The 20903-nt window shown below is 71.3% G+C and carries 18 protein-coding genes and 1 pseudogene; 6 read left to right on the plus strand and 13 right to left on the minus strand.

All coding sequences use genetic code 11. The features are described from left to right. Positions 1 to 182, minus strand: a pseudogene (locus tag ACRWK8_RS18045) (o-succinylbenzoate synthase); the annotation flags it as partial. Continuing rightward, the gene (menB, locus tag ACRWK8_RS18050) at positions 179 to 1018 is read right to left on the minus strand and encodes a 1,4-dihydroxy-2-naphthoyl-CoA synthase (protein WP_378736803.1); all 840 of its coding nucleotides are present in this window, start codon (positions 1016 to 1018) and stop codon (positions 179 to 181) included. The pseudogene ACRWK8_RS18045 and the gene menB, both read right to left, overlap by 4 nt. A gap of 174 nt (positions 1019 to 1192) precedes the next feature. Here menB and ACRWK8_RS18055 point away from each other — a divergent pair, with 174 nt between their 5' ends. The 3 genes from ACRWK8_RS18055 (at position 1193) to ACRWK8_RS18065 (ending at position 4904) form a co-directional block, all read left to right on the plus strand. Next, positions 1193 to 2464, plus strand: a complete 1272-nt coding sequence (locus tag ACRWK8_RS18055; protein ID WP_431871696.1) for an AMP-binding protein — start codon at positions 1193 to 1195, stop codon at positions 2462 to 2464. Between the two features lie 530 nt (positions 2465 to 2994). Continuing rightward, on the plus strand, positions 2995 to 4404 hold the full coding sequence (locus ACRWK8_RS18060) for an RNA polymerase sigma factor (protein ID WP_378736810.1): 1410 nt from the start codon (positions 2995 to 2997) through the stop codon (positions 4402 to 4404). A gap of 146 nt (positions 4405 to 4550) precedes the next feature. Further along, on the plus strand, positions 4551 to 4904 hold the full coding sequence (locus tag ACRWK8_RS18065) for a hypothetical protein (RefSeq protein ID WP_378736812.1): 354 nt from the start codon (positions 4551 to 4553) through the stop codon (positions 4902 to 4904). Between the two features lie 120 nt (positions 4905 to 5024). Here the strand turns inward: ACRWK8_RS18065 and ACRWK8_RS18070 are convergent, their stop codons facing one another. The 4 genes from ACRWK8_RS18070 to ACRWK8_RS18085 all read right to left on the minus strand — a co-directional run bounded on the left by ACRWK8_RS18070 (position 5025) and on the right by ACRWK8_RS18085 (position 7143). Further along, positions 5025 to 5438 carry a hypothetical protein gene (locus tag ACRWK8_RS18070; RefSeq protein ID WP_378736814.1) on the minus strand — a complete coding sequence of 138 codons (414 nt, stop codon included), beginning with the start codon at positions 5436 to 5438 and terminating at the stop codon, positions 5025 to 5027. A gap of 56 nt (positions 5439 to 5494) precedes the next feature. Next, a complete protein-coding gene (locus tag ACRWK8_RS18075; RefSeq protein WP_378736816.1) occupies positions 5495 to 5983 on the minus strand; it encodes a hypothetical protein in 489 nt (162 codons plus the stop codon). Positions 5984 to 6143: 160 nt separating this feature from the next. Further along, positions 6144 to 6524 carry a GntR family transcriptional regulator gene (locus ACRWK8_RS18080; protein ID WP_378736817.1) on the minus strand — a complete coding sequence of 127 codons (381 nt, stop codon included), beginning with the start codon at positions 6522 to 6524 and terminating at the stop codon, positions 6144 to 6146. A gap of 232 nt (positions 6525 to 6756) precedes the next feature. Further along, entirely contained in the window at positions 6757 to 7143 is a 387-nt protein-coding gene (locus ACRWK8_RS18085) for a hypothetical protein (RefSeq protein WP_431871700.1), read from the minus strand. A 158-nt stretch (positions 7144 to 7301) separates the two neighbouring features. On the opposite strand from ACRWK8_RS18085, the gene ACRWK8_RS18090 reads away from it, so the two are divergent. Beyond that, positions 7302 to 7934, plus strand: a complete 633-nt coding sequence (locus tag ACRWK8_RS18090; RefSeq protein WP_431871702.1) for a TetR/AcrR family transcriptional regulator — start codon at positions 7302 to 7304, stop codon at positions 7932 to 7934. A 4-nt stretch (positions 7935 to 7938) separates the two neighbouring features. Here the strand turns inward: ACRWK8_RS18090 and ACRWK8_RS18095 are convergent, their stop codons facing one another. From ACRWK8_RS18095 to ACRWK8_RS18120, 6 genes are all read right to left on the minus strand, one after another. Continuing rightward, positions 7939 to 9750 (minus strand): ABC transporter ATP-binding protein, encoded by a 1812-nt coding sequence (locus tag ACRWK8_RS18095; RefSeq protein ID WP_431871704.1) that lies wholly within the window; start codon positions 9748 to 9750, stop codon positions 7939 to 7941. A gap of 13 nt (positions 9751 to 9763) precedes the next feature. Then, on the minus strand, positions 9764 to 10777 hold the full coding sequence (locus ACRWK8_RS18100; RefSeq protein WP_378736825.1) for an ABC transporter permease: 1014 nt from the start codon (positions 10775 to 10777) through the stop codon (positions 9764 to 9766). 222 nt (positions 10778 to 10999) lie between these two features. Continuing rightward, positions 11000 to 12808, minus strand: coding sequence for an ABC transporter substrate-binding protein (locus ACRWK8_RS18105; RefSeq protein ID WP_378736827.1), 1809 nt, complete (start codon positions 12806 to 12808; stop codon positions 11000 to 11002). A gap of 96 nt (positions 12809 to 12904) precedes the next feature. Continuing rightward, positions 12905 to 13930, minus strand: coding sequence for an ABC transporter permease (locus ACRWK8_RS18110; protein ID WP_431871707.1), 1026 nt, complete (start codon positions 13928 to 13930; stop codon positions 12905 to 12907). Between the two features lie 80 nt (positions 13931 to 14010). After that, complete coding sequence (locus ACRWK8_RS18115) at positions 14011 to 15216, minus strand: amidohydrolase (RefSeq protein WP_431871709.1); 1206 nt, start codon at positions 15214 to 15216, stop codon at positions 14011 to 14013. A 35-nt stretch (positions 15217 to 15251) separates the two neighbouring features. Continuing rightward, the gene (locus ACRWK8_RS18120) at positions 15252 to 16580 is read right to left on the minus strand and encodes a DUF3100 domain-containing protein (RefSeq protein WP_378736833.1); all 1329 of its coding nucleotides are present in this window, start codon (positions 16578 to 16580) and stop codon (positions 15252 to 15254) included. 220 nt (positions 16581 to 16800) lie between these two features. Between ACRWK8_RS18120 and ACRWK8_RS18125 the strand changes: the two genes are divergently transcribed. Both ACRWK8_RS18125 and ACRWK8_RS18130 read left to right on the plus strand, forming a co-directional pair. After that, entirely contained in the window at positions 16801 to 18291 is a 1491-nt protein-coding gene (locus tag ACRWK8_RS18125) for a chlorohydrolase family protein (protein ID WP_431871711.1), read from the plus strand. 29 nt (positions 18292 to 18320) lie between these two features. Continuing rightward, positions 18321 to 18989, plus strand: coding sequence for a GntR family transcriptional regulator (locus ACRWK8_RS18130; protein WP_431871713.1), 669 nt, complete (start codon positions 18321 to 18323; stop codon positions 18987 to 18989). 187 nt (positions 18990 to 19176) lie between these two features. Here the strand turns inward: ACRWK8_RS18130 and pgi are convergent, their stop codons facing one another. Further along, positions 19177 to 20874 (minus strand): glucose-6-phosphate isomerase, encoded by a 1698-nt coding sequence (gene pgi, locus ACRWK8_RS18135; RefSeq protein ID WP_431871715.1) that lies wholly within the window; start codon positions 20872 to 20874, stop codon positions 19177 to 19179. Between the last annotated feature and the right edge of the window lie 29 nt (positions 20875 to 20903).

Consider the following 20903-nt stretch of genomic DNA (forward strand, 5'->3'; position numbering starts at 1 on the left):
CAGCGGGAGGACTCGCGCGGCCCGTACTCGGCGAAGGGCGAGAACTCGCCCCATCCGGCGGGGCCGCGCACCAGCATCCCCTCACGGACCGTGATGCCCCGGAATCGGTTGCGCAGGCCGATGGCGAAGGCCCGGCCCCCGGCGGCGGTCACCGCCGGGGCAGGCTCCGAGGCGCCGGTCACGGGCGGCGCGGGAACTTGTCGAACTCCGGACGACGCTTCTCCTTGAAGGCGTCCCGGCCCTCCTGGGCCTCCTCGCTCATGTAGTAGAGCATCGTGGCGTCACCGGCGAACTGCTGCATCCCGGCGGCGCCGTCGCTCACGGCGTTGATGGCGCCCTTGAGCATGCGCAGCGCGAGCGGGGACTTCTCCAGCATCTCGCGGGCCCAGGAGACGGTCTCCTTCTCCAGGTCCGCCAGCGGCACGACGGTGTTGACCATGCCCATGTCCAGCGCCTCCTGGGCGCTGTACTGGCGGCACAGGTACCAGATCTCGCGCGCCTTCTTCAGGCCCACGGTCTCCGCCAGCAGCCAGGCGCCGTAACCGCCGTCGAAGGAACCGACCTTGGGGCCGGTCTGGCCGAACTTGGCGTTGTCGGCGGCGATGGTGAGGTCGCAGCAGACCTGGAGGACGTTGCCGCCGCCGATGGACCACCCGGCGACCATGCAGATCACGGGCTTGGGCAGACGGCGGATCTGCACCTGGAGGTCGAGCACGTTGAGGCGGCCGATCCCCTGCTGGGCCACGGCGTCGTCACCGATGTAGCCGTCGTCGCCACGGATCTTCTGGTCTCCGCCGGAGCAGAACGCCTGGTCACCGGCGCCGGTGAAGATGATCACGCCGACGCTGGAGTCGTCCCGGGCGATGCTGAACGCCGTCTGGAGCTCGAAGAGCGTCTGGGGGCGGAACGCGTTGTGCCGCTCGGGGCGGTTGATCGTGATCTTGGCGATGCCCTCCGCGGTCTCGTAGATGATGTCGGAATACTCGCCCGACCGCTGCCAGTCGATCACGCTGCTCACGGCTTCTGCTTCTCCTCACGGGGATGGGGACGGTGTGGGCGCGGCCGGGGTGGCCGTCGCGCCCAGACGTCAACCCTACGCATTGTGCCAGGCGAGCCGGGACGGACGGGCACGCACCCGGCGCCCGGCCCCACGGGACGTCTCCTCCCCCGGTCGGGCGTACGCTGGGGCACCGTGGCACAAGCAAGCGAAGTCCGGTCCCAGGTCCCCGGCCGCGAGGGCGAACGCGCCCTCCAGGCGGTGCGCGGTCTGTCCCCCGCCCTCATGCACGAGCTGCTCGCCCACGCGTTGGACGGCACCGGACCCGCGCTGCTGCCCATCCCCGACGGCACCCCCGAGCCGCGCGCCGAGGCCCTGCTGGCCGCCATGCGGCCCTCGTCGCTGCGCACTCGCGACGGCGTGGCCGATCTGCCCGACGGTCTCCCCGTGGGCCCCGACGGGGCGCTGCTGGTGACCACCTCGGGTTCGACGGGTGAGCCCAAGGGCGTGGAGCTGTCCGCGTCCGCCCTGCGCGCCTCGGCGCGCGCCTCCGTGGCCCGGATCGGCGCGGTGCCGGGCGACCGCTGGCTGTGCGTGCTGCCCGCGGGACACATCTCCGGCATCCAGGTCATGATCCGCGCCCTGGTCACCGGGGGCGAGGTGGTGCACGCCCCGTTCGACACCGACACGGTGGCGGAGCTGGCGCGCACGTCGCGTCCGCACGTGTCGCTGGTCCCCACCCAGCTGCGTCGCCTGCTCGCGGCCGGGGCCGACCTGTCGGCGTTCGGCACGATCCTGCTCGGCGGCGCGGCGGCCGAGCCGTCCCTGCTGGACGCGGCCCGCGTGGCGGGCGGCCGGGTCGTGACCACCTACGGCATGAGCGAGACCTGCGGCGGATGCGTGTACGACGGTGTTCCGCTGGACGGGGTCGAGGTCGGGATCGTCGGCGCGGAGCCGGGCGAGCCCGGCCGGGTCGTGCTGGGCGGACCGACCCTGCTCACCGGGTACCGGATGCCCCCGGGGTCGGAACAGCGGGGGTGGGTCCGAGGAGAGGACGAGGCGGGGATGGTCCTCGACGACGCCGGGAAACCGTGGCTGCGCACCAACGACCTGGGACGTCTGGACTCCGAGGGACGCCTGCACGTGTTGGGCCGGATGGACGAGGTGGTCAACACCGGCGGTCACAAGGTGGTGCCCGGCCAGGTGAACGCCATCCTGGCCGCTCGCCCCGAGGTCGCGGAGTCGGTGGTCGTGGGCCGTCCCGACCCCGAGTGGGGCGAGCGGGTCAGCGCCGTCGTCGTGCCCGCCGATCCCAGCGACCCGCCCACGCTGGAGCAGCTGCGGGAGTGGGTCCGCGAACGGCTGCCCGCCTACGCCGCCCCCCGTGAACTGGACCTGCGGTCCGCCCTGCCGATGCTCGCCTCCGGCAAGCCCGACCTCGTCGCCCTGCGCCGCACCGCCCCCTGATCCGCCGGGCCGTCCCCGCCCACCCGAGCCGCCGTCCGGGGCCGCCCCGGCTCACGGATTCCTCCGGCTCCGCTGGTCGGAGCCGGAACGCGCTCCACCGGGGGTCGAGGACGCGTGTACCGGTGTGGTCCCCACACGTGGGACCCTGGCCCGGGAGACCTTGTCCGGTTGGCGGGGAACTTCCGAAAGCTCCCTGGCGTCTACCTGAGTATCCGGTCTCTTCGGCCCCTCTTCCAAGGAGGTCCGCGGTTGGCGGCAGCCATCGACCCCACCGTCCGCTCCCCTGCGCCCTCCCCCGCGCCCGGAACGCCTGTCGCGCGGCGGTTCTCGCACTCGGACCGAGCGGGCGCCATTACCCGCATGGGTCGGTACTCCGCCACTCATGGGACAGTGATCCATACCACCCTCTTCGATATCCAATCGAGACAGGGAACATTTGACTCGCCGACACGTTGGACATATTGGCGCGACCAGTCGGCGGGAACCCTCCGCCGCGTGCCACACGTCCTGGAAGGGAGGGAGGTGCCCACATGACGAGCACTGCCCTAGACGCTTCGGGCCCCGAGGCCGAAGTCCCCGACGGCAACGCTCCGACCGAGGGCCGTGCCGCCCACGAGGCTCTGACCGACCTGATCACCCAGGGGCGCGCCCAGGGACACCTGTCCCTCTCAGAACTACGTACCGCTTTCTCCGCGGCCGGAGTCACCTCCAGTGACGGCCGCTCCATCCTGCGTGAACTCACCGAGAACGGGGTCCGACTCGCCAACGGGGGCGACGACTCCGCGATGGTGGCCGACCCTGACGCCGAGGACGACGTGCTGGAAAACACTCTCATCGCGACGGTACCCGACACCGACGAGGCACCCAAGGCCGCGACCGGCAAGGCCGCCTCGCGCAAGGGCCCCTCCACCCGGAGGAAGGCCCGCACCACGCGGCGCGCCAAGAAGACCGAGACCAACCAGAACACCACCGACCCGGAGACCGGCGAGGCCGACCTCGACGACCAGTCACCCGCCATGGGCGACTCGGTCCACACCTACCTCAAGGCGATCGGGCGGCGTCAGCTGCTCACCGCCGAGCAGGAGGTGGACCTGGCCAAGCGCGTTGAGGCCGGACTCTACGCCGAGTACCGGCTCGGACTGCACGGCGAGGTCGACGGGGCGGTCCCCATGGCCGACGCCGAGCGCGACGAACTGGAGTGGGTGGCCGAGGACGGCCGCAAGGCCAAGTCCCACATGCTGGAGGCCAACCTCCGCCTGGTCGTCTCCGTGGCCAAGAAGTACAGCGACCGGGGCATGTCCCTGCTGGACGTGGTGCAGGAGGGCAACCTCGGCCTCATCCGCGCCGTGGAGAAGTTCGACTACACCAAGGGCTTCAAGTTCTCCACCTACGCCATGTGGTGGATCCGCCAGGCCATCCAGCGCGGGTTCGCGGACTCCGCGCGCACCATCCGCCTGCCCGTGCACGTCCTGGAGCTGCTCAGCAAGGTGAGCCGCCTGGAGCGCGACATGCACCAGGCGCTGGGCCGCGAGCCCACCCCCGAGGAGCTGGGCCTGGAGCTGGACAAGACCCCGGCCCAGATCGAGGAGCTGCTGCGCGTCACCCGCCAGCCGATCAGCCTCGACTCCACCATCGGTGAGGACGGCGAGACCCGCATCGGTGACCTGATCGAGGACGTGGACGCCTCGGAGGCCTCCGAGGTGGTCGACCGCCAGCTCATGGCCGACCAGCTGCGCAACGCCCTGTCGGACCTGGAGCCGCGCGAGGCGACCATCATGTCGCTGCGGTTCGGGCTGATGGACGGCCGACCGCGCACCCTCGACGAGATCGGCAAACACCTGGGGCTCACCCGGGAGCGCATCCGGCAGCTGGAGAAGCAGTCGCTGTCCAAGCTGCGCCACCCGAGCCGGGCCCAGCAGCTGCTGGACTTCGCCAGCTGAGCCTACCCCTCGTGTGACGTACGGGGCCGTTCCCCCCTCGGGAGAGCGGCCCCTTCGGCTGTCCGGGCTCAGGGACAACCCCGAACTTCCCCTGGTATCCGGAGACGGGAGCGCACGGCGCCGCGGCCCGGTGGGACGATGGGCGCATGACCGACAACCCTCAGCGGCACAAGGACGAGATCGCCGCCGCGCTGCGCGCCAGCCGTGAGCTGGGCCCCGAGTACGACGACGCGGTGGCCGCCTCCCTGGTCGAGCGGGTCGACGACACCATCGAGGAACGCGTCCGGCACCACGTGGCCCGCCAGGCCGGAAGGGACGAGGCTCGCGTCGGCGTGGCCTCCAACACCGTGCGCATGGTCCTGGCCCTGGTGTGCCTGGGCGTCAGCATCCCGGTGACGGGTATCGTCGCCGCCCTGGTCGGGAGCGCCATGTCCGTCTTCATGGTGTGGGCGGGTCTGATCGGCTTCTACCTGATCGCGGTCCTGGGCCTGCGTCGCTGAGCGCGCCGCCCAGCCGGGAGGGCTCACCCGCCCGGGCCGGGTCCTCCCGGCACAGGGACGGGGGCGGACCGCTCCGCCCGCCCCCGTCTCCCCGTTCTCGAGTCCCCGTGGCGCGGAGGCCTAGTAGCCGCAGGCCGCCAGGATCATGTCGTGCGTCTCGGCGGTCCAGTCGAGGGCGTCGGCCAGTCCGTTGGCGTCGCCGAAGTCCAGCTCCTCCAGGACCGCGTTGACGGCGTCGGCGCGCTCGGTGGCGTCCTCCCGGAGGCCTCCGCGCGCCGCGTTCTCCAGGCGTTCGACGTCCAGCACGTGGGCGTCCAGCACCGCGTAGTGGTCGTCCTGGAACGGGACTCCGTCGTCGAGGACGTCGGTCCCGATGCTCTCGGCCGCCAGGTCGACGGCGTTGATGTTGCTCTGGATGTCGGCACAGGCGGCGTCGATCTCCGCCTTGTTGCCCGAACAGGCGGTCAGCGCCAGGGGGACGGCCAGGGCGAGGGTCAGGGACAGGGCACGGGTGAGGATCGGGGGATGGGACACGGATACTGCTTCCTTCTCGGGTTCCTGCTGGGGGGACATGGTCGCGCGGGACGGGATCAGATCATCAGTGCGAAGACGACCACCAGGACGACCAGCAGGCCGACGACGGCCCCCAGGCATCCCAGCACCGCTCCCAGGCCGCCGCCGCGCGGGGCGAAGCCGGGGCCGTCGCTGTAGTAGTGGCGGTTGCGTCCGTAGTGCCAGCGGTTCCGGGGGCGGTCGCTGTGCGCGGAACCCACCACGTGGGTGTGCCGGCTCGGTCGCGAGGCACGTGACGACCTCCGGGAACGTGCGGCGCCCGAACGCGAGGCGAACCCGCCGCCGGGACGCGCGGCGCCACCGGAGCCGAAGCCGCCGGAGCGCCCGGCCCCGCCACCGCTGCCGCGCGAGTTGAAACCACCGCCACGGCGGGCGGCGCCGCCGCGGGAACTGCCGCCGCCGGAGCGGCCTCCTCCGGAACGTCCGCCGCCGGAGCGACCTCCTCCGGAGCGGCCTCCGCCCGAACGTCCGCCTGATGACCGTCCGCCGCCGGATCTCCTGCTCATCGGGCGCCTCCTTGGGGGTTGTCGTTCACCGCCACCGGGGGAGGGCGGCGCACCACGACAGTACCGCTGAACGCCCCAGTTCAGGGGGTTCGGGACGGGTTCGGTCCGATTGCGGTCACCACAGCGAACAGAGGGAACCCCACGGGTCCCGTGTGCGTCGTCAGTGGCTGACGCCCGGTGCCCCCTCCAGGGCGGCGCGCAGGATCTCGACGGCTTCCTCGCGCTCCAGGCCCACCCGGGTGATGACCTCGGCGTAGGCACGCGCCGCGGCCAGGGCCTCGGCTCGTTGGTCGTCCCCCGCGGCGGCGACGAAGGTCCCGGAGCGGCCCCGGGTCTCGACGACCCCGGCCTGTTCGAGTTCCCGGTAGGCGCGGGCGACGGTGTTCACCGCGACCGAGAGCTCTCCGGCCAGGGCGCGGACGGTGGGCAGCCGGTACCCGACCGGGAGTTCACCGTTGGCCGCGGCGATCGCGACGAGGGCTCTGATCTGTTCGTAGGGCGGAACCTTCGACGTTGGATCAATGCGGATGAAATCCGCCATGTCCTTCTGCGCTCCCCACGTGAATCGCCGACCACTCAACCGGCACGGACCGGGTGTTCGTCCAACCTATGCCCACTCGCGACCCTCCACCAACCTCGCTGGGGTCACGCTCCGCGCACAGTTCGTCCCACTGGTCACCCTGGGTCAGATCCTCCCCAGTCGTCGGAGGTCGGGGCACCGACGACGCGGCCCCACGGGGTGAGCCGTGAGGCCGCCGACGCCGGTTCCCGGGTCAGACGACCGACCGGGGGGCCTGCTGGATACCGTGCAGTCGGTGCGCCTCCCGGACGGTGAGCAGGTGCTCCGCGACCTGCGTGGCCTGCTTGATCTCGGGCCGGGCCAGACGCTTGCGACGCCTGATGCGGTCCGTGTAGCCGCCGACCCCGACCAGCACGCGCTCCCGCGCGTAGGCGGCGCGCATCGCCTCAGTGAGGGCGGTGTCGAGCCGCACGCCCTGCTCGTGGACCTCCTCGACCGGGGCGCCCCGCTCACGCGCCTCGTCCAGGGCCCGCTCCGCCTCGGCCACCGACCTCAGGAGCTCGGGGAGCCGCTCGGCCCGCTCCTGGTCGTGGGCGAGTTCCTCGCGCGCCTTCGTCCTGTCCTGCTTGCCAAGTCCCATGTCCGCTCTCCGTGGGGAGTACCGTCAGCCGTGTCGAGGCAACTCTATGGGTGACGAAGATCATCGGGCGAGCCGGACCGTGCGTCGGTGGTGGCGTCTCGGCGGCGGACCTGCCAGCTTGACTCCGTCGACCCCCACGTCCCCCGAAAGGCACCAGAGTGAGCAGGAACTACGCGGGTCTGAGCCGTGAGCGCATCATCGTCGAGGCGCTCCACATCATCGCCGGTCGGGGCCTGGGCGGGCTGTCCATGCGGCGGCTGGGCGACGCGCTGGACGTGGAGGCGATGGCGATCTACCACCACTTCCCCAAGGGCAAGGAGCAGCTGTTCAACGCGATCGCCGCGTACGTCACCACGGCGCGGGTGGTCAGCGGGCTGACGGAGGGCCAGGGCCCGCCCGGGGACGGCGACGGCGAGGAGGCGACCGGTGCCCACCCCGTGGCGGTGGCCGGGGCGGACGACCTCCCCTGGGACCGGCGCCTGACGCTCTGGGCCGAGGCCTACCGGGAGCGGTTGCTGGCCTACTCCGGTGCGCTGTCCCTGCTCATGCACCGCGCCCCGCACACCGTGGGCGAGGAGGACACGCGGGCGCTGCTCCACGCGGCCTTCACCGAGGCGGGCCTCTCCGAGGACGACGTGCCCCGGGCGTGCGACACGCTGAACGCCTACTGCCTGGGTTCGGTCGCCCACCAGGTCCGGCACGAGGGCCGTGAGGACGCGGTCGACGCGGCAGAAGCCCTGGCCGGGTTCCGGTTCGGGCTGCGGGCCCTGCTCACGGGCCTCTCGGGCTGAGCGGTCAGGCGCCCCGCAGCCGCACCCGTTCGCTGCGCAGTTCGCGGGCCTCGTCGGGGTCCAGGACCGGGGCGGCGGTGAGCAGCTGCCTCGTGTAGTCGCTCTGGGGGCTCTCGTAGATGGTGTCGCTGTCCCCCAGTTCCACGATCTCGCCCCTGCGCATGACCGCGACGCGGTCGCTGACCTGGCGTACCACCGCGAGGTCGTGCGCGACGAAGACGTACGTGAGCCCGAAGTCGTCCTGGAGCTCGGAGAGCAGGCGCAGCACCTGGTCCTGCGTGGACACGTCCAGCGCCGAGACGGGCTCGTCGCACACGATCAGCCTCGGTTTGAGGATCAGCGCGCGGGCGATGGCGATGCGCTGGCGCTGGCCGCCGGAGAACGCGTGCGGGAACCGGTTGTAGTGGTCGGGTTCGAGCCCGACCCGCTCCAGCAGTTCCTGGACCCGTGACCGGATCCTCCGACCGTCGTTCTCGCCCTGCACGCGGAGCGCGGTGCCGATGCTCTGTCCGATGGTCAGTCGCGGGTTCAACGAGGAGTAGGGGTTCTGGAACACCATCTGCACGTCGCGACGGAGCGGACGCAGTCGCCGCTCCGGCAGATGGGTGATGTCCTGGCCCTCGAACTCCACCGTGCCCTCGGTCGGCTCCAGCAGCCGCATGACCATCCTGGAGAGCGTGCTCTTGCCCGATCCGGACTCCCCCACGATGCCGAGCGTCTCGCCCTTGTACAGGTCGAAGCTGACACCCTTGACCGCCCAGAAGTCCGTGGAACGCCCCCACAGCCCACCGCGCACCCTGAAGCTCTGCGCGACGTCGCGGACGCGCAGCAGCGGCGCTCCCCGGTCCTCCGTGGCGGGGGGCCGGGAGGCGGAGGGGGGCGCGGACTCGGCCGCCTCGGTGTCGGAGCTCTCCGGGGCGCGACGCGGATCCCGTTCCGTCTCGGCGCGTTCGGCGCGGTCCCGCGCGCGCCGCTCGGCCCGGGAGACCTCCACGCGCGGCACCGCGGCCAGCAGCGCCTGCGTGTAGGGGTGCTCCGGCTCCGCGAGGACCGCGCGCACCGGGCCGCGTTCCACCGCTTCGCCCTTGCGCATGACCACGACCTCGTCCACCGAACCCGCCACCACGGCGAGGTCGTGGGAGACCAGGATCAGTGCCATGTCGAGTTCGCGGCGCAGCTCGTCCATCAGGTCGAGGATCTGGGCCTGCACGGTGACGTCCAGCGCGGTGGTCGGCTCGTCGGCGAGCAGCACCTTGGGGTCGCACATGAGTCCCATGGCGATCAGGACGCGCTGGCGCATGCCGCCGGAGAACTCGTGGGGATAGGAGTTGATCCGCTTGGCGGGTTCGGGGATACCGACCTTCTCCAGGGACTCGACCGCCCTGGAACGGGCCTGGGTCCGGGACACCTGCGGCCGGTGCACGCGCAACGCCTCGACGAGCTGGTTACCGATCGTGTACTGCGGGTGCAGCGACTGCATCGGGTCCTGGAAGACCATCGCGATGTCGTTGCCGCGCATCGAACGCAGCTTCCTGTCGCTCGCGGCGACCACGTCGGTGCCCACGACCTCGATCCCGCCGGTGATCCGGGCGCGACTGCCCCGGTGCAGGCCCATCAGCGCCAAGGAGGTCACGCTCTTGCCGGAACCCGACTCACCCACGATCCCGAGCGCGCCACCGGCGGGCACCTCGAAGGACAGGCCGTCCACCGCCCGGACGTCGCCGTCCAGGGTCGGGAAGGTGACGTGCAGGTCGTCCACGCGTACGACCGGGGCGGCGGAGGAACCGGCCGGGGACCCTGACGGGGTTGCGGTCATCGGAAGGCCTCTCTCAGTTGTGGATGCGCACGCGCGGGTCGATGAGCGGGTAGACCAGATCGACCAGCAGGTTGCAGATGACGATGAAGAAGGCCCCGAACAGCGTCACTCCGAGGATGACCGGCAGGTCGCTCTGGGTGATGGCCTGGACCGCGTACCGGCCGATCCCGTTGAGGGAGAAGACCTGCTCGGTGAGGACGGCGCCGCCCAGGACCAGCCCCAGGTCGAGGCCGAAGATGGTGACGATGGGGGTGAGGGTCGGCCGCAGCGCGTGCTTGAGCACGACCCTGCGCTCGCTCAGGCCCTTGGCCCGAGCGGTGCGGATGTAGTCCTCGTTGAGCGTCTCCAGCATGCCCGCGCGCGTCTGGCGGGCGTACATGGCCGCGTGCAGGAACGCCAGGGTCAGCCACGGCAGGAGCATGCCCTGGGCCCAGGCGAGGGGGTCCTCCGTGAGGGGGACGTAGCGCGGGGTGGCGAACAGGCCCCAGGAGTGGACCAGGAAGGCCAGGGCCAGCAGACCGGTGAAGAAGATCGGCAGGGAGACGCCGGCCAGCGCGACGCCCATGGCCAGGCGGTCGAAGAGGCTGCCCTTCCAGACGGCCGAGATCACGCCGACGGCGACGCCGCCCACCAACCAGATGACGCCCGCGCCGAGGGCCAGGGAGGCGGTCACCGGGAGGCGGGAGAGGATCTCGGGGAACACCTCCTGGTAGGTCTGGAACGAGTAGCCGAAGCAGGGGGCCGCGCACTCGATGGTGTCCCGGCCGAACTGGTACTGGGCGCCGAGGAAGATACCCCGGACGAACTCCCCGAACTGCACCACGATCGGCTTGTCGAGGCCCAGGCGTTCGATGGTGGCCTGGATCGCCTCGGGGGTGGGGGCCCGGCCGACGTACATCGTGGCCAGCTGCTCGGTGGTCCGTCCCGCCCATCGGGGCACCACGTAGAAGATGGCGAAGGTGACCATGGTGACCACGGCCAGGAGCAGCAGACCGGCGCCCAGACGGCGCAGGATGTAGGTCAGCAAGGCGCGTGCCTTCTCTCGTCAGGGGACAGGGCCGCGGGGCCCGTGTTCGGGGCGGAGACGATTCCACCCCGAAGCCAAACCGTAACCCATCGCAATCGGACGATCACGCGACGAAGTCGGCGTGTACAGGGCCATCCGCGCTCGGAGCACGCGGGTGTCCTGCGCACGGGGAGACGGCGGCCCCTCCCCCGGAGGAACCGCCGCCGTGCCGCCCCGGGTCCGCTAGTTGTTGCTGGTGCCCAGGGGCATGTAGTCGTACATCGAGTAACCCGCGTGGTAGTACACGTTGGTCAGGTTCGCGGGACGGTAGAGCACCGTCCGCTCGAACACGGCGGGCAGGATCGGGGCCTGCTCCATCGCCCGCTCGTCGATCCTCGTGTAGATCTCCGCGCGCTCGTCCGGGTCGGCGACCGCGACGACCTCGTCGAACCAGTCGTTGATCTGCGCGTCGTCGATCTCGGAGATGTTCGCGTTACCCGCCTGCTGGATGGCGTCCCCGTCCAGGATCTTGCTCATGAACCCGTAGCCGCTGGCCCAGTCCGGTGCCCAGCCGTACACGGTCAGTCCGAGGTCGTTGTCGGCCACGAAGGACGGCGAACCCGCCTGGGTGTTCGTGTAGGTGTCGGACGGGTACTGCTTGATCTCGGTGTCGATGCCCACCCGGGCCAGGGCCTGCTGGAGCGCCTCGGCGGTGCTGACGTCCGAGGGCCGGTCGGCGCGGGCGCCGATGGCCGTCGAGAAGCCGTCCGGCTGGCCGCACTCCTCCAGCTTCTGCCGGGCCTTGTCCAGGTCGCCCTTGTTCTCGTCGGACGGGTAGGGGTCGAAGCTCGGGTCGGACCCGGGCAGGGCACCGGGCATGATCTGCGTGGCGACGTCACCGCCGGTGTCGCCGCCCCAGGCGCGCTGGAGGGCGTCCCGGTCGGCCGCGTACATGATCGCCTGACGGCAGGCCAGGTTGTCCAGCGGTTCCATGACGGTGTTGATGTTGACGTAGCGCAGGGTGTTGGTCTGCGGGTTGTCGACGTTGTGGCGCTGGCCCTCGTCGGTGATGACGGTGCCCTTCATCGCCGGTCCGACGCCGGCCCCGGCGAGGTCGACGTCGAGTTCGCCGTTGACCAGCCGCTGGTCGATCTCGTTCTGGTCGACACCCAGTTCCACCTCGACGCGGTCGGGCAACGCCTTGCGGGTGGGGTCGGTGGAGGCGTCCCACTGGTCGTTGCGCTCCAGGTTCAGGGAGACGCCCGGCCGGTAGTCCCCGTCGAACTTGTAGGGCCCCGAGGACAGCACGTGGCTCTGGTACTGCTCGCCGCGGTCGGCGTCGGCGGGCACCGGCGCGGTCTGAGGCTGGAGGAGCAGGTAGGGGAACTCGGAGAAGCTCTCCTTGAGGCGGAAGACCAGGGTGTGCTCGTCCGGGGTCTCGATCCCGTCGAACCCGGCCAGCGGGTCGGCCTCGTCCGCGTAGGGGCCCTGGTAGTCGTCACTGTCGGCCAGCAGCCCCTGGAAGTACTTGGGGCCGTTGGGCAGCGCCTGGTCGCCGAAGTTGCTGCGCGCGACGGCGTACTTGACGTCCTCGGCGGTGATCTCCGAACCGTCCTCGTACTTCAGGCCCGGTTTGATGCGCACGGTCCACTCGGTGGAGTCCTCGTTGCCCTCGGGCATCGCCTCGGCCAGGTCGGGCTGGAGTTCGATGCCCTCCTCTCCGGGGGCCTCGGTGTAGGTGAGCAGGGTGCGCGCGTAGTAGCGGGAGAAGTTCCAGCTGAACGCGTAGTAGGTGTTGCCCGGGTCGGGTGAGTCGAAGTCGGAGGAGATGGCGTAGCGCAGGGTGCCGCCGGACTGGTCGGAGGGGTTGACGATGGTGGTCTCGCCCTCGTTGAACTCGGCGTCGGACTGACCGCCGCCCCCGCCCCCGCCGCCCCCGCAGGCGGCCAGGAGCACCGCCACGGCGGTCCCCATGGCCACGGGCGCGGCGGCTCGTCGGAACGCGCCGCGCCGCCGGGGCGGTACCTGGCGCGTGAAGTGATGGGTGGTCACCTGGGCCTCCTGGTCGGTTCGCTGGTGGGGCCGTGCGGCGCACGGCCCCGGCCGAGGGGTCTCGGCTGGACTGTGGGGCCGGGTGGCCCGTGGACGTCAGTCGGAGGAGCGCGGGTCGAAGGCGTCGCGCAGTCCGTCGCCGAAGAGGTTGAAGGCGAGGACGGTCACGAAGATGGCCAGACCCGGGATGATCACGAAGTGCGGCGAGGTGGTGTAGAAGCGCAGGGCGTTCTCCAACATGCCGCCCCAGGTGGCCATGGGCGGGTTGATGCCCACGCCCAGGAAGCTCAGGGCCGCCTCGAAGAGGATGTTCGTGGGGATGAGCAGGGTGGAGTAGACGAGGATCGGCGTGACCAGGTTGGGCAGGATCTCCCGGAAGACGATGTGCGTGCTGCCCGCTCCGAGGCTGCGCGCGGCCTCGACGAACTCGCGTTCCTTGAGGGTGAGGGTCTGTCCGCGCACGATGCGGCCGATGTAGGGCCAGTTGAAGAAGCCGATGATGAACACCAGGACGCCGATGCGCAGGTTGTTGCCGGACAGGCCGAAGGCTCCGTCGGGGATGACCCCGACCAGGGCGATGGCGAAGAGCAGCAGCGGGAAGGCGAGGAAGATGTCCATGGTGCGGCTGATGACCACGTCCACCCAGCCGCCGAAGTACCCGGCCAGGATGCCCAGGACGGTGCCGATGACCACGCACACCACGGTGGCGACGGTGGCGACCAGCAGGGAGGTGCGGGCCCCGTAGACGATACGGCTGAACAGGTCGCGGCCGTTGACCGGCTCCACGCCCAGGAGGTGCTGGGGACTGATCCCGCCCCAGGGGTCGAGGCCCTGGTCGGGGTCGTCCGGGTCGCGCAGGACCCCTCCGGTGAGCGGGTCGACCAGGCCCTGGTCGAACTGGTTGGGCGGCTGGCCGAACCAGGCGGTGAGCAGGGGCGCGAAGATCGCGACCAGGATGAGCAGGACGACCACGACCCCGCCGGTCATGCCGACTCGGTCCTTGCGAAAGCGCTGCCAGGCGATCTGGCGCAGAGAGCGGCTGGCGGTGTTCCTGGCCCCCGCGACGACCGCCTCTGGCTCGGCGTGCTGGGACGACTCGGGCACGTCCATCGGCGCGGTCATGTACCCCTGCCTCCCGCTGTCTCTGCGTGTGACCACACACCGGCGTCTGTGTGTGGCCACGTGACTACGCAGAGTTTGCCCTAGTGGAGTGGGGCGTTTCCACCCTCCGCGCCGACGAGGGCACCGTCACGGGCGACGACCCTCCCGGACCTGATCACGAGGTCCCTTCCCGGCACCCTGGCGACGGCCTCGGCCGCCGACCGGGCGTCGACGACCACGAGGTCGGCGGGACCGCCCGCCGTCAGACCGTGGTCCTCGATCCCGAGCACGCGGGCGGCGTTGGTCGTCACCGCGTCCAGCGCGAGCATCAGCTCGTCGTCGCTTCGGCTGGAGTTGCGGTAGGCGATGAGCATGGCCCGGCGCAGCATGTCGCCGTCGCCGAAGGGACCCCACAGGTCGTTGATGCCGTCCGTTCCGCCCGCCAGGAGCACGCCGTGCTCCGCGCAGGCCCGGAGCGGGGGCACCGGCGCGTCGTACACCGCCGCGCTCACCAGGGCCACGCCCGCCTCGGCGAACCGTTCGAGGAGGGCGGCCTGGGTCGGCGGGTGCGCGATCCCGAAGGCGTGGGAGACCGCCACGCGACCGCCCAGGTCGTACTCCCGGGTCATGCGGGCGATGAGGCCCATCTCCCAGGCCCCGAGCGACCCGCCGTCGTGCAGGTGGATGTCGATGCCGGTGCCCGTGGAGGCGGCGAGGTCGAAGACGGCCTCCAGATGGGCGTTGGGGGCGTCGTCGAACCCGGCGGGGTCGAGTCCGCCGATCACCGAGGCCCCGGCCTCCACGGCGTCGCGCAGGAGCGGCAGTGTGCCCGGGTTGGTGATGAGCCCGCCCTGGGGGAAGGCCACCTGCTGGATGTCGATCACGCCCTCGTAGCGGCGGGCGACCTCCGCGACGGCCGTGATCCCCCGGAGGCCGACTCCGGGGTCGACGTCCGTGTGCGTGCGCAGGTGCGTGGTGCCCGCCACGACCATCGCCTCCACCAGCGAGGCGACGTACTCCCGCGAGGGCAGGCCGTGGGTGTCCCGGTGGCGCCGCTCGTGCGCGACGCGTTCGGCCACGGTCTCCACCTGCGGGGCGGAGACCCACGGACCGCCGTGGAGGGTCTTGTCGATGTGGGCGTGCGCGTTGACCAGTCCGGGCAGGACGGTCCGGCCCGCCGCGTCGATGACCTCCTCGCCCGGGGCGCCGACGCCGGGTGACTCCTCGATCGCTGTGATCCGCCCGCCCTCGGTGACGATGGTGACCGGCTCGGACCGGCCGGGCAGGACGGCGTTGGTGACGCGCATGCGGGGTTCCCTTCGGTGTCCGCTCGGTTCGGGGATCAGAGGTGGATGAACAGCTCGGCCAGCGTGGCGGACGCGACGATGGTGGTCGTGAAGGTCAGCGCCGCGGCGACGACGATCTTCCAGCTCAGCTGGGAGAACGCCTCGCGGTCCCGGCCCATCGTCATACCGACCAGGGCCAGCTGCGGCAACCCGATCAGCAGCACGTTCAGGTTCTGCACGAGGTCCGCGATCACTCCGGCGACCGGGGAGATCGGCGTCGTCACGATCGTGGCGATCGCCAGCACCCAGACCGTGGCCGGGATGGCCCTCACCTTGCGGGACAGGAGGATGGCGACCCCCGTCATCGCCAGCAGCACCACGATGCCGGCGACGTCACGCGGGTGGAACGCTCCGGTGCCCAGCCAGTTGAGCAGCAGCCCCGCCACACCGGCGAAGACGTAGCCCGCGACGCCCGGTCGCCAGCCCCGGGGGATGTCCGGATCGCGCGGACGCTCGACCGGGGTCGGCCCGCCGTCCGGGGACTCCTTCGACCGCACGGAGGCGTCACCCTCGGGGATCCGCCCGCGAGCGACCAGCTTCGCCTCCTCGATCTCCGGGGCGGGGCGGCGGAAGACGCGGCACCAGAAACCGTAGAGGCGGCGGGCGGCGGGCAGACCGATGAACACACCCGCGTAGAAGCCGACGATGTTGGTGACCAGGTTGGACAGGGCCGCCAGGGCGGCGATCTCGGCGGCCTGGTCGGGGTAGAGCAGCGCCAGGGCGCCCACTCCGCCGAGCATCATCGACGTGGAGCCGACGCCGAGAGCCAGGGCCAGCGAGAGCGGGTTGTACAGGCCCGTCCCGCCCAGGAGCCCGGTGATCAGGGAGATGAAGACGGCGCCGAACATGGAACCGATGATCCAGACGCCGAACACGCCCCGGTACTCGGGCGAGGAGGTCCCGAACCGGTCGATGGCGTAGGCGAGGTAGGACTCCCGGTCGATCGCCCAGGTGGCGCCGATCGCCGCGCGTCCCATGCCGAGCAGGACCGCGATGGGCAGCGCGAGGATGATCGTCCCGAAGAGCTGGCCCACCTCCTGCATGAGCAGCGCCGGTCCGACCTGTTCGACCATGCCGATCGACGGGCCGATGCCGGTGCCGAGCAGCGCGAGGAAGAGGACCATGCCGACCGGGATCAGGGCCTCACCGGCGGACCGGGTGCCACCGCGCAGGGGCCACCATCGCTGGAGGCCGATGACCGCGCCCATCAGCACCACCCAGACCAGGGGGAACAGCACGATCGCGGCGGGCCCGACCCGGAACTTGTGCTCTCCGACCAGGACGGCCAGAACACTGATCAGCACGCTCACGCCAAGGGCGGTCACCCAGTCACCGCGACCGACCGAACCACGGTTCGCCACGTCCTCGCGCGACTCCGCTTGCTGCCTTCTTGCCCTCATCTGGGATACCAATCAGTGAGCCGCTGAATTTTCGAGGAGCTTATGGTTGGGGCAAAACCGCTGTCAAGAGCGGTATGGACCCAATTTCTGCACCCCCTACATCTACGCCGATCCAGTTCTCAAAAGTGCGTGGTATACAAGTTTCATGGATCAGGTAATCAGAGCACGGTACGTGCTGGCGCATTCCGAGGGCTCCCACGTCTGGCTGCGGGACGGCTACGTCGCCCATTCCGACGGCGTCGTCACCGAGGTGGGGACCGGCACTTCGGATTCCGCCGCTCCCGTCCTGGACCTGGGCGACACGATCCTCACTCCCGGGCTGATCGACCTGGACGCCCTGGTGGACATCGACCACCTCATCCTCGACGCGCACCACGACCCGGCCCACACCCGCTCCCTGGTCGGATCCGTCGAGCACTGGCGGGACCGTCCCCGCGACGTCCTGACCCCCGAGCAGCGCGACACCCTCCGCCGGTTCGGGCTCGCGCAGCTCGCGCTGCACGGCGTCACCACCTACATGCCGATCGCCTCCGAGATCCACCTGGAGTGGAACGAGTCCGCCGACGAACTGCGCCGCCTGGCGGACCTCACCCGCGCCTGGGGCCTGCGCGGCTACCTGGGCCCCTCGTACCGGTCCGCGGTGGGCGCCGTCGCCGACGGGGAGCGCACCTTCGTCGAGAACCCCGAACGCGGCGAGTCCGGCCTGGACGAGGCGCTGCGCTTCGCGGACGAGCTCACCGGGCGCGACGACGACCTGGTCCGACCGGTCCTCCTCCCCTGCCGCATCGAGACGCTCACCCCCGAACTGCTGGAGCGCACGGCGCGGGAGGCCACCGAACGCGGCCTGCTCGTACGCCTGCACTCCCTCCAACAACCGTGGGAGCGCGAGGTGATCATCGAGCGCCACGGTCTCACCCCGCTGGACCTCATCGAGCGCACCGGTCTCCTCAACGACCGACTGCTCATCCCCCACGCCCTGTGGACCGACCGGAACTCGGCGCTGACCGGCCCCAACGGCGTCGACCTCACCCGCCTGGCCAGCGCGGGCGTCAGCGTGATCCACTGCCCCCTGACCACCTTCCGGTACGGGGACATGCTGGAGACCTTCAACGACTTCGTGGACGCCGGAGTCACGATGGCGCTCGGCACCGACTCCTTCCCGCCCGACCTCGTGCGCGGCATGGACGTGGGCCTCCACGCCTCCCGCCTGCTGCACGGCCACGGCGCCGTCAGCCTGAGCGGATACATGGAGGCGGCGACCCTGGGCGGCGCGGCCGCGCTCAAGCGTCCCGACCTGGGGCGCCTGGAGGTCGGGGCGAGCGCCGACATGACCGCGTTCTCCCTGGACGACTTCCGCGACGGTGTCGTGGAGGACCCTCTGCGCACCCTCGTGCTCAACGGCACCGCCCGCAACGCCACCCACACCTTCGTGGCCGGTCGGCCCGTGGTGCGGGACGGACGCATCGCGGGGGTGGACCTGGACGAGCTCAGGAACCAGGCGCAGGAGGTGTTCGAGCGACTCCGGCGCGGCTACAGTGAGCGGGACGGCCTCCACCGCCCGGTCGAGGCCCTCTTCCCCCCGTCGTTCCCGGTTCGCGGGTCCGAGTCCCGGGACGCCGGTTCCGGCAGGGGGTGATCCAGGCGCACACGGCGGGAACGGGTCTCATGACACGGACATCAGGCGGGTCGGCCCCTCTGACCGAGGCGGCCGAGGTCGCCATCCGTGAGGGGATCATCTCCGGCCGGTACGCACCGGGGGCACGGCTGCGCGAACGCGAGCTCTCGGAGGAGCTGGGCGTCTCCCGGCTCCCGGTGCGCGAGGCGCTGCGCAATCTCAGGCACGACGGGTTCATCATGACCAGCGCCCACCGGGGCGCGACCGTGCGGACGATGTCCCCCTCAGGGGTGGACGAGCTCTTCGACCTGCGGATCAGGCTCGAACCCTTCGCCGCCGAGCGGGCCGCCCGCCAGCACTCCGAGGGGCACGTGCACGCCGGGCTGGCCGCGGCCATGGAGGCGACCGCCGAGGCCACGGAGACGGGCTCGCTGGACCACATCATGACCGCCAACGCGGACTTCCACGCGCAGGTGGTGGAGGCCGCCGGTCACGAGCTGCTGTCCGAGCTCATGGCACCGATCCTGTCGCGCTCCCGCTGGCTGTTCGCCCTGACCGCCTTCCGCGACCCCCACCTGGAGTTCCAGGCGCACCACGAGATCTACGCGGCGGTCAGCACCGGCAACGCCCGGCTCGCCAGGCTGACCATGGCCGCGCACATCGAGGCCGGGCGCGGTCCCTCGCTGCTGGCCGTCGGCAGCGACACCGCCGAGGAGTAGCCGAACCCGGGAACTCCGCCGCGAGGGTTCCCGGGAAGGCCCCTTCCCCAAGAAGGACACCCCGAAGCCGGACCGTTCCACGGACGGAACGGACCACGTGCGGTCACGCGCACGCGCCACGCGCCACGCGCCACGCGCCACGCGCCGAGCGGACCGGAGTGCGTCCGAGAGGGAACGACCCCTCCGGCTACGCGGAGTCGCGCCCGCGCAGGCCCCGGTAGCGCCGCACCAGGGCTTCGGTGGAGGCGTCCAGACCGCGCACCCCGGCGCCCTCGGTCAGGGCCGGCTGCACCCTCTTCGCCAGGACCTTGCCCAGCTGTACGCCCCACTGGTCGAACGAGTTGATGTTCCACACCGCGCCCTGGACGAACACCTTGTGCTCGTAGAGGGCGACCAGCTGCCCCAGCACCGACGGGTCGAGCCGGTCGGCCAGGATCGTCGTGGTGGGCCGGTTGCCGGGGAACGTGCGGTGCGGGACCAGATCGGCGGGCACCCCCTCCGCGGCGACCTCGGCCGACGTGCGGCCGAACGCCAGCGCCTGGCCCTGCGCGAACAGGTTGGCCATCAGCAGGTCGTGCTGGGGCACCAGCCCCTCGGGCAGGTCCGGGGCGGGGCGCGCGAAGCCGATCAGGTCGGCGGGGACGAACCGGGTGCCCTGGTGCAGCAGCTGGAAGTAGGCGTGCTGCCCGTTGGTCCCGGGTGTCCCCCACACCACCGGGCCGGTCTGCCACTCGACCGGGCGGCCGTCGCGCTGGACCGACTTGCCGTTGGACTCCATGTCCAGCTGCTGGAGGTAGGCGGTGAACATCGACATGTGGTGGCTGTAGGGCAGCACCGCGTGGCTCTGGGCGCCGAAGAAGCCGCCGTACCAGACGCCGAGCATTCCCAGCAGGAACGGCAGGTTGCGCTCGGGCGGCGCCTCGCGGAAGTGCGTGTCCATCGCGTGGAACCCGGCGAGCATCTCGCGGAACCGCTCCGGCCCCAGCGCCACCATGAGGGACAGGCCGATCGCGGAGTCGTAGGAGTAGCGCCCGCCCACCCAGTCCCAGAACTCGAACATGTTCGCGGTGTCGATCCCGAAGCGCGCGACCTCGTCCGCGTTGGTCGAGACCGCCACGAAGTGCCGGGCGATCGCGTCGGAGTCCGCCCCCAGCCCGGCCAGGAGCCAGTCCCGGGCCGCCGTGGCGTTGGTGACCGTCTCCAGGGTGGTGAAGGTCTTCGAGGCGACCACGAACAGGGTGCGCTCGGGGTCGGCGTCGACCAGTGCCTCGTGCAGGTCCGTGCCGTCCACGTTGGAGACGAAGCGGAATCCCAGCCCCCGGTCCGTGTACGGACGCAGCGCCTCGTAGGCCATGGCCGGGCCCAGGTCGGAGCCGCCGATGCCGATGTTGACCACCCGGGTCACCGGCTTGCCGGTGTGGCCCAGCCACTTCCGGGCGCGCACGCGGTCGGCGAAGTCCGCCATCCGTTCCAGGACCGCGTGCACCTCGGGCACCACGTCGCGCCCGTCCTCGCGGAACACCGCGTCGCTCGGGGCGCGCAACGCGGGGTGCAGGACGGCTCGGTCCTCGGTGACGTTGATGTGCTCGCCGCGGAACATGGCGTCGCGCAGGGAGGCGACGCCGGTGCCCCTCGCGAGGTCCGTGAGCAGGTCCAGGGTCTCCGGTGTGAGGAGGTTCTTGGACAGGTCCGCGTGGAGGTTCCCGACGTCGAGGGTGAACCGGTCGACCCGCCCGGCGTCCTCGGCGAAGAGGGACCGCAGGTGGGTGTCGCCGAACCGCTCGCGGTGCTCGGCGAGCGCGGTCCACTCCGCCCGACGGTTCAGGGGGACGGGTGCGTCGCCCCCGACGTCCTCGGTCCGAGGAAGGGGTGTACTCGCAGACATCCGGTCGCTCCTCGTCGTCCATGGTCGGC

Source organism: Nocardiopsis eucommiae, from assembly GCF_965344335.1.
In the GTDB taxonomy this organism is placed as follows: domain Bacteria; phylum Actinomycetota; class Actinomycetes; order Streptosporangiales; family Streptosporangiaceae; genus Nocardiopsis; species Nocardiopsis eucommiae.

Bases quoted from the DNA above. Each gene is read 5' to 3' on its own strand.
- pgi (WP_431871715.1), bottom strand. From the start codon at position 20,874: ATGTCTGCGAGTACACCCCTTCCTCGGACCGAGGACGTCGGGGGCGAC.
- ACRWK8_RS18130 (WP_431871713.1), top strand. From the start codon at position 18,321: ATGACACGGACATCAGGCGGGTCGGCCCCTCTGACCGAGGCGGCCGAG.
- ACRWK8_RS18065 (WP_378736812.1), top strand. From the start codon at position 4,551: ATGACCGACAACCCTCAGCGGCACAAGGACGAGATCGCCGCCGCGCTG.
- ACRWK8_RS18075 (WP_378736816.1), bottom strand. From the start codon at position 5,983: ATGAGCAGGAGATCCGGCGGCGGACGGTCATCAGGCGGACGTTCGGGC.
- ACRWK8_RS18115 (WP_431871709.1), bottom strand. From the start codon at position 15,216: ATGCGCGTCACCAACGCCGTCCTGCCCGGCCGGTCCGAGCCGGTCACC.
- ACRWK8_RS18095 (WP_431871704.1), bottom strand. From the start codon at position 9,750: ATGACCGCAACCCCGTCAGGGTCCCCGGCCGGTTCCTCCGCCGCCCCG.
- ACRWK8_RS18080 (WP_378736817.1), bottom strand. From the start codon at position 6,524: ATGGCGGATTTCATCCGCATTGATCCAACGTCGAAGGTTCCGCCCTAC.
- ACRWK8_RS18110 (WP_431871707.1), bottom strand. From the start codon at position 13,930: ATGACCGCGCCGATGGACGTGCCCGAGTCGTCCCAGCACGCCGAGCCA.
- ACRWK8_RS18060 (WP_378736810.1), top strand. From the start codon at position 2,995: ATGACGAGCACTGCCCTAGACGCTTCGGGCCCCGAGGCCGAAGTCCCC.
- ACRWK8_RS18085 (WP_431871700.1), bottom strand. From the start codon at position 7,143: ATGGGACTTGGCAAGCAGGACAGGACGAAGGCGCGCGAGGAACTCGCC.
- ACRWK8_RS18125 (WP_431871711.1), top strand. From the start codon at position 16,801: ATGGATCAGGTAATCAGAGCACGGTACGTGCTGGCGCATTCCGAGGGC.